Source organism: Streptomyces sp. NPDC034099 (assembly GCF_055575415.1).
Map to the genome: position 1 here is coordinate 240,469 of NZ_JBVISR010000009.1, position 15,037 is coordinate 255,505.

A 15,037-nucleotide genomic window follows, 5' to 3' on the forward strand; every position below is an offset into this window, starting at 1 on the left:
GTGTTTAGCCAGGACAACCGAGAAGGCCAAGAACCCCCCACGCCCATCACCAACCCCCCCTACGGGGGGGGTCGCTTGCCGCCCGCGGCCGGTGCGTCAGTCCGTGTTCGCCTCCCGCACCCGCAGTGCGCGCGCCAGGTCGTCGAGCTGGTCGGTGAGCTTGCGGCGCAGGGCGGGGATCGGGTCGGCGTCGGCGAGGCACTCCCGGCCGAGTCGGAGGGTGTCGGCGTCGACGGCGTGGGCGGGGAAGGCCCAGCGGCCGGCGGCGTCGGCGATGGCGGGGCCGCGGCGGGCGGCGAGCGCGACGGCCTCGGTGTAGTAGCGCGGTACGTACTCCCGTACGAGGTCGGCCTGTTCGGCCTGCCAGAAGCCCTGGGCGGTGGCGGTGAACAGGTAGTTGGAGAGGTCGTCGGAGGCGAACATGGCCTCCCAGGAACGGGCCTTGGCCTCGGCGTCGGGCAGCGCGGCGCGGCAGCGGGCGGCGCCCTCCTGGCCGGTGGCGCTCGGGTCGCCGGCCAGCTCGGCGGCGATGGCGGCCTCGTCGGTGGCGCCGAGGACGGCGAGCCGGGTGAGGATGCGCCAGCGCAGCTCGGGGTCGAGTTCGGGGCCGCCGGGGACGATGCCGTCGGCGAGCCAGGCGGCGATGGTGTCGGGGTGGGCGGCCGTCGCGATGCGGTGGCGCACGGCGATCAGGCGCAGTCCGGGGTGGTCGCCGTCCTCGGTGCGGCGGATGAGGTCGCGGCACAGCTCGGCGAGGGTGTGCAGGGCGGCGGGCCGCTGCTCGGGGACGACGTAGCGGTCGGCGACCTGTCCGGCGGCGAAGGCGAGGACGCCGTCGACGAGCGCGAGGTCCGTCTCGTGCGGGAGGTGGGCCCGCGCGATGTCCAGGTAGGTGGCGGCGGGGAGTTCGCCGTCGCGGACGGCGTCCCTGAGGGCGTTCCAGACGACGGCCCGGGTGAGCGGGTCGGGCAGTCCGGACAGGCTCTCGCGGACGGTCCGGAAGGAGTCGGCGTCGAAGCGGATCTTGGCGTAGCTCAGGTCGCCGTCGTTGAGCACGACCAGGGCGGGGAGCTTGCCGATGGGCCGGGGCTCCGCCTGGGGGACGTCGATGTCGAGGCGTTCGCGCGGGGTGAGGCGGCCCTCGTCGCCCGGGTCCTGGTCGTAGAGGCCGACGGCGATGCGGTGGGGGCGCTCGCCGGTGCGCCGGACGGCGAGGGTGCGGCTGCCGTTGTCGCCGGTGACGCTCGGGACGAGGGTGTCGACGCCGGTGGTGCGCAGCCAGGCGTCGGCCCAGGCGTGGACGTCGCGGTCGGTGGCGGCGGCCAGCGAGTCGATGAAGTCGGCGAGGGAGGCGTTGGCGAACTTGTGCCGCTCGAAGTGGGTGTTGATGCCGGCCAGGAAGTCCTTCTCGCCGAGCCAGGCGACGAGCTGGCGCAGGGCGGAGGCGCCCTTGGCGTAGGAGATGCCGTCGAAGTTGAGCAGCGCGGAGGCGGTGTCCTGGACGTCCTCGGGGGCGACGGGGTGGGTGGAGGGGCGCTGGTCCGCGTCGTAGCCCCAGGCCTTGCGGGTGACGCCGAAGTCGGTCCAGGTGTCGGTGAAGCGGGTGGCCTCGGCGGTGGTCTGGTAGCCCATGTACTCGGCGAAGGACTCGTTCAGCCAGATGTCGTCCCACCAGCGCAGGGTGACGAGGTCGCCGAACCACATGTGGGCCATCTCGTGGGCGATGACCATGGCGCGGGTCTGCCGCTGGGTGTCGGTGACGGCGGACCGGAAGACGAACTCGTCGCGGAAGGTGACAAGGCCGGGGTTCTCCATCGCGCCGGCGTTGAACTCGGGGACGAACGCCTGGTCGTAGGAGTCGAAGGGGTAGGGCTCGTCGAACTTCTCGTGGTAGCGGTCGAAGCAGGCCCGGGTGACCTCGAAGAGTTCGTCTGCGTCCGCGTCCAGGTGCGGGGCGAGCGAGCGGCGGCAGTGGATGCCGAAGGGCAGGCCGCGGTGTTCGGTGCGCACGGAGTGCCAGGGGCCGGCGGCGACGGCGACGAGGTAGGTGGAGATCAGCGGGGTGGTGGCCGCCTTCCAGCGGCCGTCGCCGGTGTGCTCGGTGACGCCGTTGGCGAGGACGGTCCAGCCCTCGGGGGCGGTCACGGTGAGGTCGAAGACGGCCTTGAGGTCGGGCTGGTCGAAGGCGGCGTAGACCCGCTGGACGTCGTCGAGGAAGAGCTGGGTGTAGACGTAGGTCTCGCCGTCGGCGGGGTCGGTGAAGCGGTGCATGCCCTCGCCGGTGCGGGAATAGCGCATGGCGGCCTCGACGCGCAGCTCGTGCTCGCCGGGCGCGAGGTTCTCCAGCGCCAGCCGGTTCTCGTCCAGGGCGGCCGGGTCCAGGGGGTGTCCGTCCAGGGTGGCGGTGCGCAGCTCCGCGGGCTTGACCTCGACGAACGTGTCCGTGCTGTCCGTGTCGCCGCGGACGGTGAACCGGATGACGGTCCGGGAGCCGAAGGTCTCGTCCCCACGGGTCAGATCGAGGTCGATCGCGTAGTGGTGGACGTCGAGGAGCCGGGCACGGGTCTGCGCTTCGTCGCGCGTCAGTACGGACATGCACGACATGCTGCCTGATGCGGTGGGCAGGGCACAGAGGCGGTTCGGTACGCGCCGTATGTCCGGCCCGTCGCGGCGACCGTCGCGCTCCCCGGGTGTGCGCCCCCATCGCCGGGGGCGCACACCCGTCTCAGTCGGAGGCCCGCGCGCCGCCGCCGTTGCTCTCCGCGATGCGCTCGTGGTGGTGGATCACCTCGGCGACGATGAAGTTCAGGAACTTCTCGGCGAACGCCGGGTCCAGCTTGGCGCTTTCGGCGAGGGTGCGCAGCCGGGCGATCTGCTGGGCCTCACGGGCCGGGTCGGCGGGCGGCAGCCGGTGGCGGGCCTTGAGGTGGCCGACCTGCTGGGTGCACTTGAAGCGCTCGGCGAGCATGTGGACGACGGCCGCGTCGATGTTGTCGATGCTGTCCCGCAGCCGGGCCAGCTCCTCGCGGACGGCGGATTCGACGGCACCGGTACCGGTGTTGCTGGTGGTCATGGGCGCACACCCTACGGGCGCCGGCCCGGCTGTCGCAGACCGTCTCAGGCGCTGAACGCCGTACGGTCCTCGTACAGTGGGAGCAGGGTTTCCGGAGGCAGGGTTCAGGCGTCTTGGGGGTCGGGCGTGGCGAACGGCGGACCGGTCGAGCACGGGTTCCCGCACCTGGAGACGGTGCGGGAGGCGGTCACGGCGCTGTACCGGCGGCTGTCGTACGACACCGTCCGGACGTTCTCGGCCAGTGTGGCCCCGGTGGACGTGGCGTTCTGCGACACGGACGACCTGTACCTGGGCACGCAGCGGGTGGCGCACGAGCTGGTGCGGCACTACCGGCTGCCCGACGCCCGCATGATCGTCTCGTTCCGCGAGATGACCCACGCGGCCCACGTGGAGCTGACGGCGGGCCCGGAGTACTTCATCGAGCTGAACGACCGCTTCCGCACCCATCGCCGGGACATCGGCGCGGCCCTCGCGCACGAGGTGATGCACGTGTACCTGCACCGCCTCGACCTGTCCTTCCCCTCCACCCGGGACAACGAGATCCTCACCGACACGGCGACGACGTACCTCGGCGCCGGCTGGCTGCTGCTCGACGCCTACCGGGAGGACGCGGCGACCTCGCAGAAGCTGGGGTACCTGACGCCGGAGGAGTTCGGTTACGTGCTGGCCAAGCGGGCGCTGCTGTTCGGCGAGGACCCGTCGGTGTGGTTCACGAGTCCGCAGGCCTACACGGCGTACGGCAAGGGCCTGGCCCGGGCGCGCCGGGACGAGCAGCAGCCGCCGCTGACCGCGGCCGGCTGGGCGGGCCGCCGCCGCTACGCCCGGGACCGCCGGCACGCGCAGGACCCGCACGCCGCCGGGTCGGCGGCGGACGGCGACCCCTACTCCTTCACCGCCGAGCCGCCCGGCCGGCTCCGGGTGTCGTTCCCCTGCCCGACCTGCCACCAGCGGATCAGGGTGCCGGTGCGCGGGCGGGTCCGGGCACGCTGCGGGCTGTGCCGGACGGTGCTGGAGTGCGACACGTGATCCGACGCGCGGGGAGGGGGCGCGCTGCTTCAATGCCCCTATGACACAGGCCATCGAAGAACCCTGGGGCATCAGCGTGTTCGGCTCGGGCACGGTGCGGGCCGAGCCGTCACTCGCGCGGGTCCGGCCGGCGGTGGACGTGCTGGAACCGTCGCCGGAGCAGGCCTTCCAGCGGGCCGGGGAGGCCGTGGCCCGGCTGCGGGAGGTACTGCGCCGGCACGGCGTGCCGGACGCCTCGGTCTCGGGCTCCCGGCTGGGCCTCAGCTCGGAGTACGACGGTCACGGCGGTGGCCGGACGCTGCTCGGATACCGGTGCCAGGCCTCGTACGCGGTGGAGACCGGGGCGCTGGACGATCTCGAGCGGCTGATCGCGGACGTGGTCGAGGCGGGCGCGCACCGGATCGACGGCGTGGAGTTCGCGGTGCGCGACAGGCAGGCGCTGCTCGACGAGGCACGGCGGCGGGCCGTGGCCGCGGCCCGCCGCAAGGCCCAGGTGTACGCGGAGGCGGCGGACGCGCGGCTGGGCCCGGTGCTGCACATCCAGGACGCGGAGTCGGAGCCCGTCGCCGCGTTCCGTGCCTCCGCGGGCGGCGGCCCGCCCGGCACGCTGGCCCCGGGGGCGGTGGAGGTGTCGGCCCGGGTGGTGCTGGGCTTCTCCCTGCGGCACTGACCGCCGCTCAGGAGGGCCGGACGATTCCCTGGGCGCGTGCGGCCGCCAGCCACTGGGGGAACTCGCCCACGAGCCGGTCGTACAGGTCGGCGTCGGTCACCTTGCGCGGGTCGCGGCCCGCGTGGAAGAACCCGGCGTTGTCGATCACCCGCTTGCCGGGCACCGCCAGTTCGTCGAGCTTGCGCAGGTACTCGAACTGGCGGCTGTCGGGATCGCCGAAGCCGACGAACTGCCAGAACAGCGGCAGCGGCGCCGCCTTGCACAGGTAGCGCTCGGCGGCGAGCCGGTTGATCGGGCCGCCGTCGGTCTGGAAGACGACCAGGGCGGGGTGGCGGGCGCCGCTGTCCAGGTAGTGGTCGATGACGGCGTCCATGGCCAGGTGGTAGCTGGTCTTGCCCATGTGTCCGAGGCCGGCCACGATCCGCTCGATGCGGCCCCGGTGGTCGGCGAGCGCGATCTCGGTGACGGCGTCGACGTCGGTGGAGAAGAACACCACGGGCACGGTGCCGTCGTCGTCGAGGTGGGCGGACAGACTCAGCACCCGGTCGGCGAGCGCCTGCACGCTGCCGTCCTTGTAGTACGGCTTCATGGAACCGGAGTAGTCGACGACGAGGTAGACCGCCGCCCGGGTCCCCTCCATGCCGTGCTTGGTGAGCGACACCCCGGCGGTCTGGTACAGATCGACCAGCGCGGGCGCCGTCTCCCGCACCTTGGTGAGACTGATCGCGGCCATGCGGACTCCCCCGTCACCCCTGCCCTGCGGCATCCGGGTGCCGAGGTTACGGCACGGCGCACCCCGCCGCTGCGCCGGTCCCCGGGCATTCGCTATTTTGTTCGCCGCCGTCCCCACCGGCTCACCGTCCGCCCGTCCCGAGGAGCCGGCCCGTGGATTCCGAGTCCACCGCCACCACCTGCTACCGCCATCCCGCGGTGGAGTGCCAGGTCCGTTGCACCCGCTGCGAGCGGTACATCTGCCCCGACTGCATGCGTGCGGCGCCCGTCGGCCACCAGTGCCCCGCGTGCGTGAAGGAGGGGGCGCGGTCGGTCCGGCAGGCCCGGACCATCGCCGGCGGCCGGGTGTCGACGACGCCGGTGGTGACGTACGGGCTGTTCGCGCTCACCGTGCTCGCGTACCTGGCGGAGGTGGTGCGGCCGGAGATCGTGGACCGGTTCGCCATGCTCGGCTCGCGGCTGGTCGCTCCGGACGGCACCCCCCTTGTCGGCGACGGCCTGGTCCTGAGCTCCGGGCCCCTGCGGGTGGAAGGGGTCGCCGGGGGCGAGTGGGAGCGGATGCTCACCAGCGCCTTCCTCCACCAGTCGCCCTTCGAGGGCACGTTCGGCATCCTGCACGTCACGCTGAACATGGTCGCGCTGTGGCAGTTGGGGCGGGTGGTGGAGCTGATGCTCGGCCGGGTCCGGTTCGCCGCCCTGTACCTGCTGTCGGCGCTCGGCGGTTCCGTCCTGGAGCTGGTCCTCACCGACCCCGGTCAGGCCACGGTCGGCGCGTCCGGCGCCGTCTTCGGCGTGGGGGCCGCGTACTACGTGCTGCACCGCCGGCTGGGCGCCGACATGGCCCGGGTCAACCGCTTCATGGCCGGGCTGCTGCTGTGGCTGGTGGTCTCCGCCTGGTTCACCTCGTGGCAGGGGCACCTCGGCGGCCTGCTGGTGGGCGGCGCGCTGGCCCTGGCGTTCGCGTACGCGCCCCGGGACGGGCGCCGGGTGGCGGTGCAGGCCGGTACGGGTGCCGCGCTGGTGGTGCTGCTGGCGGTGACGGCGGCGGTCAAGGTGTCCGAGCTGACGGGCGGGGGGCTTTCCCTGTGAGAGTCCCCCGCTGTGCGAGCTGTCCCCCCATGAGAGGTGTCCCCCTGTGAAACGTGCCGGAGTGCTGCTCCTCGGGGCCCTGCCCGTGATCGCCGCGGGCGTGTACCTCGCCGTGCCGGACGGCTCGGCGGAGCCGGCGGACACCGCGGCCGCCGCGTCCTCGTCGTCCCCGGCCACCGCCGGGTCGGCCCGCGACGACGCCAAGGACCGGGCGGAGGAGGAGCGGGAGGCGGACGACGCGCTCATCGCCGACCTGCCGCCGGGCCTCGCCGCACCGGCGAAGAAGGAGCTGGCCCAGCAGCTCGTGTCCAGCGCCGAGAACTCGACCACGAAGTGGCGCACGGCCTACGGCGGCATCGAGGACCTCGGGGACGGCGACGGGTACACCGCGGGCATCATCGGCTTCTGCACCGGCACCCACGACCTGCTCACCCTGGTCGAGCGCTACACCGAGGCCCACCCCGGCAACGGCCTGGCCGCGTACCTTCCCGCCCTGCGCGAGGTCGACGGCAGCGACTCCCACGAGGGCCTGGACCCGGGCTTCACCGCGGCCTGGAAGGCGGAGGCGGAGGTCCCGGCGTTCCGCGCGGCCCAGGAGGAGGAGCGCGACCGGGTCTACTTCGAACCGGCGGTGCGCCTGGCCAAGCTGGACGGCCTGGGCACGCTCGGCCAGTTCGTCTACTACGACGCGATGGTCTTCCACGGCCCCGACACGGACGCCGAGGGCTTCTACGGGCTGCGCGAGCGGGCCATGGCCGAGGCGAGGACGCCGGGGCAGGGCGGCGACGAGAAGACCTACCTGGGCACCTTCCTGGACGTCCGCGAGCAGGCCATGCGGGCCAAGCGCCCGGGCATCGACACCTCCCGCGTCGGCACGGCCCAGCGCCGGTTCCTCGCCGCCGGGAACATGAAGCTGGCGACGCCGCTGGAGTGGGAGATGTACGGGGACGCCTACCGGGTGCCCTGAGCATGCGACAGCGCCTGCCCTTGGTCCGGTCGGGGACGGGGCAGGCGCCATCAGTGTTCCGCACGCCTTTGTGCGGGACGTTCTTCGGTTGTTCCGTCCGTCAGACCGCGAGGGCGCGGTCGGTCGGGCGGATCGGGGCCGGCAGGTCGCTGGCCCCGGTCAGGAAGCGGTCGGCGCCGCGCGCGGCCGAGCGGCCCTCGGCGATCGCCCAGACGATGAGTGACTGGCCGCGGCCGGCGTCACCGGCGACGAACACACCCGGCACATTGGTCTGGAAGTCGGCGTCCCGGGCGATGTTACCCCGTTCGTCGAGCGCCAGGCCGAACTGGTCGACGAGACCGTTGTCCTTGTCGGTGCCGGTGAAGCCCATGGCGAGGGTGACCAGCTGGGCCGGGATCTTGCGCTCGGTGCCCGGCTTCGGGGTCAGCCTGCCCTCGATGAACTCGACCTCGCTCATGTGCAGCCACTGGACGTTGCCGTCCTCGTCGCCCTCGAAGTGGGTGGTGGAGACGGCGTAGACCCGCTCGCCGCCCTCCTCGTGGGCGCTGGTGACCTTGTAGAGCATGGGGAAGGTGGGCCACGGCTGGCGCACCGCGTCCCGCTCCTCGCCCGGCCGGGGCATGATCTCCAGCTGGGTGACGGAGGCCGCGCCCTGGCGGTGGGCGGTGCCCACGCAGTCGGCGCCGGTGTCGCCGCCGCCGATGACGACGACGTGCTTGCCCTCGGCCGTGATCGGGGGCGCCACGTAGTCGCCCTCCTGGACCTTGTTGGCCAGCGGCAGGTACTCCATCGCCTGGTGGATGCCGTTCAGCTCGCGGCCGGGGACCGGCAGGTCGCGGGCGGTGGTGGAACCGGCGGCGATGACGACGGCGTCGTAGCGCTTCTTCAGGTCGGTCGCCTTGAGGTCGCGGCCGATCTCGACGCCGGTGCGGAAGCGGGTGCCTTCGGCGCGCATCTGCTCTATGCGGCGGTTGATGTGCCGCTTCTCCATCTTGAACTCGGGGATGCCGTAGCGGAGGAGACCTCCGATGCGGTCCGCGCGCTCGTAGACGGCGACGGTGTGGCCGGCCCGGGTGAGCTGCTGGGCGGCGGCCAGGCCCGCCGGGCCCGAGCCGATGACGGCGACGGTCTTGCCGGACAGGCGCTCCGGGACCTGCGGGGCGACGTCCCCGGTCTCCCACGCCTTGTCGATGATCGAGACCTCGACGTTCTTGATGGTGACCGGCGGCTGGTTGATGCCGAGCACGCACGCCGACTCGCACGGGGCCGGGCACAGACGGCCGGTGAACTCCGGGAAGTTGTTGGTGGCGTGCAGGCGCTCGGACGCCGCCGACCAGTCCTCGCGGTAGGCGTAGTCGTTCCACTCGGGGATCAGGTTCCCGAGGGGGCAGCCGTTGTGGCAGAACGGGATGCCGCAGTCCATGCAGCGGCTGGCCTGCTTGCTGATGATCGGCAGCAGGGAGCCGGGGACGTAGACCTCGTTCCAGTCCTTGACGCGCTCCTCGACGGGGCGGGTCCTGGCGACCTCGCGTCCGTGGTTCAGGAAGCCCTTGGGATCAGCCATTGGTCGCCGCCTCCATCATCTTCTCGGTGGTCTCGGTCTCGGAGAGACCGGCTCGCTCGGCGGCGTCCTTGGCGGCGAGCACTGCCTGGTACGTGCTGGGGATGATCTTGCTGAAGCGCTCCACGGCGACGGTCCAGTCGGCGAGCAGCTTCTGGGCGACCGTGGACCCGGTCTCCTCGGCGTGGCGGCGCACCACGTCGTGCAGCCAGTCCTTGTCGGCGTCGTCCAGGGCCTGGATCGCGTCGACGTTGCCGACGTTGACGTTGTCGCGGTCGAGGTCGACGACGTAGGCGATGCCGCCGGACATGCCGGCCGCGAAGTTGCGCCCGGTCTCGCCGAGGACGACCGCGTGGCCGCCGGTCATGTACTCGCAGCCGTGGTCGCCGACGCCCTCGGAGACGACCAGCGCGCCGGAGTTGCGGACGCAGAAGCGCTCGCCGACCTTGCCGCGCAGGAACATCTCGCCGCCGGTGGCGCCGTATCCGATGGTGTTGCCGGCGATGGTGGAGTACTCGGCGAGGTGGTCGGCGCCCCGGTCGGGGCGGACGACGATCCGGCCGCCGGACAGGCCCTTGCCGACGTAGTCGTTGGCGTCGCCCTCCAGGCGCAGCGTGATGCCGCGCGGGACGAAGGCGCCGAAGGACTGGCCGGCGGAGCCGGTGAAGGTGATGTCGACGGTGTCGTCGGGCAGACCGCCGCCGCCGAACTTCTTGGTCACCTCGTGGCCGAGCATGGTGCCGACGGTGCGGTTGATGTTGCGGATCGCGACCTGGGCGCGCACCGGGGCGGCCTGGGTGGCGTCCGGGGCGGCCAGCGCGTCCGAGGCGAGCTTGATCAGCTGGTTGTCGAGCGCCTTCTCCAGGCCGTGGTCCTGGCCGACGGCCTGGTGGCGCACCGCGCCCTCGGCCAGCGCGGGCACGTGGAACAGCGGCTCCAGGTTCAGGCCCTGCGCCTTCCAGTGGTCGACCGCGCGGGTCACGTCGAGGGTCTCGGCGTGGCCGACGGCCTCCTCGATGGAGCGGAAGCCCAGCTCGGCGAGGATCTCGCGGACCTCCTCGGCGATGAACTTGAAGAAGTTCACGATGTACTCGGCCTTGCCGGAGAACCGCTCGCGCAGCACCGGGTTCTGGGTGGCGATGCCGACCGGGCAGGTGTCCAGGTGGCAGACGCGCATCATGACGCAGCCGGAGACGACGAGCGGCGCGGTCGCGAAACCGAACTCCTCGGCGCCCAGCAGCGCGGCGATGACGACGTCGCGGCCGGTCTTGAGCTGGCCGTCGGTCTGTACGACGATCCGGTCGCGCAGCCCGTTGAGCAGCAGGGTCTGCTGGGTCTCGGCGAGGCCGAGTTCCCAGGGGCCGCCCGCGTGCTTGAGGCTCGTCAGGGGCGAAGCACCCGTGCCGCCGTCGTGACCGGAGATGAGCACGACGTCCGCGTGCGCCTTGGACACACCCGCCGCGACCGTGCCGACGCCGACCTCGGAGACCAGCTTGACGTGAATCCGCGCCTGCGGGTTCGCGTTCTTCAGGTCGTGGATCAGCTGGGCCAGGTCCTCGATGGAGTAGATGTCGTGGTGCGGCGGCGGGGAGATCAGGCCGACGCCCGGGGTGGAGTGCCGGGTCTTGGCGACCCAGGGGTAGACCTTGTGGCCGGGCAGCTGGCCGCCCTCGCCGGGCTTGGCGCCCTGGGCCATCTTGATCTGGATGTCGTCGGCGTTGACCAGGTACTCGGAGGTGACGCCGAACCGGCCGGAGGCGACCTGCTTGATGCTGGACCGGCGCGCCGGGTCGTACAGGCGCTCCGGGTCCTCGCCGCCCTCACCGGTGTTGGACTTGCCGCCCAGCTGGTTCATGGCGATGGCGAGGGTCTCGTGCGCCTCCTGGGAGATGGAGCCGTACGACATGGCGCCGGTGGAGAAGCGCTTGACGATCTCGGAGACGGGCTCGACCTCGTCGACGGGGATCGGCTGCCGGTCCGACTTGAAGCCGAACAGGCCGCGCAGCGTCATCAGCCGCTCGGACTGCTCGTTCACGCGCTCGGTGTACTTCTTGAAGATCTCGTACGTGCCGGAACGCGTGGAGTGCTGGAGGCGGAAGACCGTCTCCGGGTCGAACAGGTGCGGCTCGCCCTCGCGGCGCCACTGGTACTCGCCGCCGATGTCCAGGGCGCGGTGGGCCGGCGCGATGCCGCTGGCCGGGTACGCCTTGGCGTGGCGGGCGGCGACCTCCTTGGCGACGACGTCGATGCCGACGCCGCCGATCTTGGTGGTGGTGCCGTTGAAGTACTTGGCGACGAAGGCCTCGTCCAGGCCGACGGCCTCGAAGACCTGGGCGCCGCGGTAGGAGGCGACGGTGGAGATGCCCATCTTGGACATGACCTTGAGGACGCCCTTGCCGAGGGCGTAGATCAGGTTGCGGATGGCCTGCTCGGCCTCGATGCCGGGCAGGAAGGTGCCCGCGCGGACCAGGTCCTCGACGGACTCCATCGCGAGGTACGGGTTGACCGCGGCGGCGCCGAAGCCGATGAGCAGGGCGACGTGGTGGACCTCGCGGACGTCGCCGGCCTCGACCAGCAGGCCCACCTGGGTGCGCTGCTTGGTGCCGATGAGGTGGTGGTGGACGGCCGCGGTGAGCAGCAGCGAGGGGATCGGCGCGTGCTCGGCGTCCGAGTGGCGGTCGGACAGGACGATCAGCCGGGCGCCGTTCTCGATGGCGGCGTCGGCCTCGGCACAGATCTCCTCTATGCGCGCGGCCAGCGCGTCGCCGCCGCCGTGCACCCGGTAGAGACCGGAGAGGGTCGCGGCCTTGAAGCCGGGCATGTCGCCGTCGGCGTTGACGTGGATGAGCTTGGCCAGCTCGTCGTTGTCGATCACCGGGAAGGGCAGCAGGACGCTGCGGCACGAGGCGGCCGTCGGGTCCAGCAGGTTGCCCTGGGGGCCGAGCGAGGAGCGCAGGGAGGTGACCAGTTCCTCGCGGATGGCGTCCAGCGGCGGGTTGGTGACCTGGGCGAAGAGCTGGGTGAAGTAGTCGAAGAGCAGCCGGGGACGCTCGGAGAGCGCGGCGATCGGCGAGTCGGTGCCCATGGAGCCGATCGGCTCGGCACCGGCCTTGGCCATCGGCGCGAGGATGACGCGCAGCTCCTCCTCGGTGTACCCGAAGGTCTGCTGGCGACGGGTGACCGAGGCGTGGGTGTGCACGATGTGCTCGCGCTCGGGCAGGTCGGACAGCTCGATCTCGCCGGCTTCCATCCACTCGCCGTACGGCTGCTCGGCGGCGAGCTGGGCCTTGATCTCGTCGTCCTCGATGATGCGGTGCTCGGCGGTGTCCACGAGGAACATCCGGCCGGGCTGGAGGCGGCCCTTGCGGACGACCTTGGCGGGGTCGATGTCGAGGACACCGACCTCGGAGCCGAGGACGACGAGGCCGTCGTCGGTGACCCAGTAGCGGCCGGGGCGCAGACCGTTGCGGTCGAGCACGGCGCCGACCTGGGTGCCGTCGGTGAAGGTGACGCAGGCCGGGCCGTCCCAGGGCTCCATCATCGTGGAGTGGAACTGGTAGAAGGCGCGCCGGTCCGGCTGCATGGAGTCGTGGTTCTCCCACGCCTCCGGGATCATCATCAGCACGGAGTGCGGCAGCGAGCGCCCGCCCAGGTGGAGCAGCTCCAGGACCTCGTCGAAGGAGGCGGAGTCCGAGGCGTCCGGCGTACAGATCGGGAAGATCCGCTCCAGGTCCGCGGAGGAACCGAAGAGGTCCGAGGCCAGCTGGGACTCGCGGGCGCGCATCCAGTTGCGGTTGCCCTTGACCGTGTTGATCTCGCCGTTGTGCGCGACGAAGCGGTACGGGTGGGCGAGCGGCCAGCTCGGGAAGGTGTTGGTGGAGAACCGGGAGTGCACGAGCGCGATCGCGGAGGCGAAGCGGCGGTCGGACAGGTCCGGGAAGAACGGCTCCAGCTGGCCGGTGGTCAGCATGCCCTTGTAGACGATGGTCCGCGCGGACAGCGACGGGAAGTAGACGCCGGCCTCGCGCTCGGCGCGCTTGCGCAGCGCGAAGGCGTTGCGGTCCAGGGCGATGCCCTGCGAGGCGCCATCGCTCACGAAGATCTGGCGGAAGACCGGCATGGTGGAGCGGGCGGTGGCACCCAGCATCTGCGGGGCGACCGGGACCTCGCGCCAGCCGAGGACGGTGAGGCCCTCCTCCTCGGCGATCGTCTCGATGCGCGAGACGGCGTCCTGGGTGCCGTCGACCGGCAGGAAGGCGATGCCGACGGCGTACGCCCCGGCCTCGGGCAGCTCGAATCCGGCCACCTCGCGGAAGAACGCGTCGGGCACCTGGGAGAGGATGCCCGCGCCGTCGCCCGAGTCGGGCTCGGAGCCGGTGGCGCCGCGGTGTTCCAGGTTGCGCAGCACGGTGAGTGCCTGGTCGACCAGGGTGTGGGATGCCTCGCCGGTCAGGGTGGCGACGAAACCGACGCCGCACGCGTCGTGTTCGTTGCGGGGGTCGTACATACCCTGGGCAGCAGGGCGAGCATCCATGAAGGACCAGTTCTGGCCACTCTCGGAGTGCTGGGACGGCTGGCGCGGCGTACGCATCGGCTCTCCCGTCGTCGTCATCTGGCATGTGCAGGTGCCGAGGGACGACGTTGGCCCTCTGCGGTGGGTGCAAAATTTGGTGCAGGTTACATGATGGATTGGTTCTCGGTAAACGGGACAATCCGTTCCATCATGCGGACACCGAAGGGTGGCGGTGGGGGTGCCGCACCCGCGGTGGAAGTATGGAGACCGAGGCGAACAGATCGATGTCCGTCGGTCCGAGGGGGCCGAGGGGGCGTCGTCGCCCACTCCACGAGGTGCACGGCAGGCTTCATTGCCCACAGCGCTTACGGCTCATGCCCGGAGATTACGTACTCGAAACCAGCGAGTAACGGCCATTTATACGGCCCGCCGCATAAGTTCGAGCCGGGCTATCCTACGGCCGTTCCGAACAGGCTGCCCAGGAGATACGTCACACCGGCCGCCGCGCCACCGAGGGCGAGCTGCCGCAGGCCGCTGTACCACCAGCTGCGGGCCGTGACCTTGGCGACCACCGCGCCGCACAGGAACAGTCCGGCCAGCGCGAGCAGCACGGCGGGCCACAGCGCACTGGCGCCGAGCAGGAACGGCAGGACGGGGAGCAGGGCGCCCAGCGCGAAGGACCCGAACGAGGACACGGCCGCGACCGTCGGCGAGGGCAGGTCGGAGGGGTCGATGCCCAGCTCCTCGCGGGCGTGGATCTCCAGCGCCTGCTCGGGGTCGCTGGACAGCTGGCGGGCCACCTCGCGCGCCAGCTCCGCCTCGACGCCGCGCGCCTCGTAGAGCGCGGCCAGCTCGGCCTCCTCGTCCGCCGGGTGCTTGCGCAGCTCGCGGCGCTCCACGTCCAGCTCGGCCTCGACCAGCTCGCGCTGGGAGGCGACGGAGGTGTACTCGCCGGCGGCCATGGAGAAGGCGCCGGCGGCCAGACCGGCGAGGCCGCTGATCACCACGGTCTGCTGACTCGCCGTACCGCCGGCGACACCGGTCATCAGGGCGAGGTTGGAGACCAGTCCGTCCATCGCGCCGAAGACGGCGGGGCGCAGCCAGCCGCCGTTCACGTCACGGTGGGTGTGGTTGTCGCGGTGCGCCTCGTGCAGTGGCGCCTCGGTTTCGATGATGGCCATCAGGGTTCCCCCGGGAAAGCTAGTTTGGACTCATTCCACTTTTTAACAACACACAATCTACGCCGATCATTTCCGTCCCGCCAGCAAGGAAAGGCTGCGCTTACCTGCGGCTTTGCTGCTTCGCACTCATTCGTGATCTTGCCCGCTCATATGTCGACCGGGTGACGCTGCGCCCGGTTCGGCTGCGGTGCGCACCGCACCGGGGACAGATACGCGGAGGGAGAG

10 protein-coding genes are annotated in these 15,037 nt (G+C 71.7%); 4 read left to right on the forward strand and 6 right to left on the reverse strand.

Annotated elements, in window-relative coordinates:
* Positions 1–96 precede the first annotated feature (96 nt).
* Both pepN and ACZ56V_RS25700 read right to left on the reverse strand, forming a co-directional pair.
* Positions 97–2,595 (reverse strand): aminopeptidase N, encoded by a 2,499-nt coding sequence (gene pepN / locus ACZ56V_RS25695; protein WP_468945512.1) that lies wholly within the window; start codon positions 2,593–2,595, stop codon positions 97–99.
* A gap of 130 nt (positions 2,596–2,725) precedes the next feature.
* Positions 2,726–3,073 carry a chorismate mutase gene (locus ACZ56V_RS25700; protein ID WP_468945514.1) on the reverse strand — a complete coding sequence of 116 codons (348 nt, stop codon included), beginning with the start codon at positions 3,071–3,073 and terminating at the stop codon, positions 2,726–2,728.
* A gap of 126 nt (positions 3,074–3,199) precedes the next feature.
* On the opposite strand from ACZ56V_RS25700, the gene ACZ56V_RS25705 reads away from it, so the two are divergent.
* Together ACZ56V_RS25705 and ACZ56V_RS25710 are read left to right on the forward strand one after the other, a co-directional pair.
* On the forward strand, positions 3,200–4,099 hold the full coding sequence (locus ACZ56V_RS25705) for a hypothetical protein (protein WP_398912674.1): 900 nt from the start codon (positions 3,200–3,202) through the stop codon (positions 4,097–4,099).
* A gap of 40 nt (positions 4,100–4,139) precedes the next feature.
* Positions 4,140–4,769, forward strand: a complete 630-nt coding sequence (locus ACZ56V_RS25710) for an SIMPL domain-containing protein (RefSeq protein ID WP_468945516.1) — start codon at positions 4,140–4,142, stop codon at positions 4,767–4,769.
* Positions 4,770–4,776: 7 nt separating this feature from the next.
* Here the strand turns inward: ACZ56V_RS25710 and ACZ56V_RS25715 are convergent, their stop codons facing one another.
* On the reverse strand, positions 4,777–5,502 hold the full coding sequence (locus tag ACZ56V_RS25715; RefSeq protein ID WP_398912678.1) for a vWA domain-containing protein: 726 nt from the start codon (positions 5,500–5,502) through the stop codon (positions 4,777–4,779).
* Between the two features lie 152 nt (positions 5,503–5,654).
* On the opposite strand from ACZ56V_RS25715, the gene ACZ56V_RS25720 reads away from it, so the two are divergent.
* The gene (locus ACZ56V_RS25720) at positions 5,655–6,590 is read left to right on the forward strand and encodes a rhomboid family intramembrane serine protease (RefSeq protein WP_468945518.1); all 936 of its coding nucleotides are present in this window, start codon (positions 5,655–5,657) and stop codon (positions 6,588–6,590) included.
* A gap of 46 nt (positions 6,591–6,636) precedes the next feature.
* Complete coding sequence (locus ACZ56V_RS25725; protein WP_398912682.1) at positions 6,637–7,557, forward strand: chitosanase; 921 nt, start codon at positions 6,637–6,639, stop codon at positions 7,555–7,557.
* 100 nt (positions 7,558–7,657) lie between these two features.
* Here ACZ56V_RS25725 and ACZ56V_RS25730 read toward each other — a convergent pair whose 3' ends face one another.
* The 3 genes from ACZ56V_RS25730 to ACZ56V_RS25740 form a co-directional block, all read right to left on the reverse strand.
* Positions 7,658–9,121: a glutamate synthase subunit beta gene (locus ACZ56V_RS25730; protein ID WP_356362962.1), complete on the reverse strand. Its 1,464-nt coding sequence runs from the start codon at positions 9,119–9,121 to the stop codon at positions 7,658–7,660.
* The gene (gene gltB, locus ACZ56V_RS25735; RefSeq protein ID WP_467383100.1) at positions 9,114–13,652 is read right to left on the reverse strand and encodes a glutamate synthase large subunit; all 4,539 of its coding nucleotides are present in this window, start codon (positions 13,650–13,652) and stop codon (positions 9,114–9,116) included. Before gltB ends, ACZ56V_RS25730 begins: the two co-directional genes overlap by 8 nt.
* 428 nt (positions 13,653–14,080) lie before the next feature.
* On the reverse strand, positions 14,081–14,812 hold the full coding sequence (locus ACZ56V_RS25740) for a VIT1/CCC1 transporter family protein (RefSeq protein ID WP_468945521.1): 732 nt from the start codon (positions 14,810–14,812) through the stop codon (positions 14,081–14,083).
* Positions 14,813–15,037: the final 225 nt, after the last annotated feature.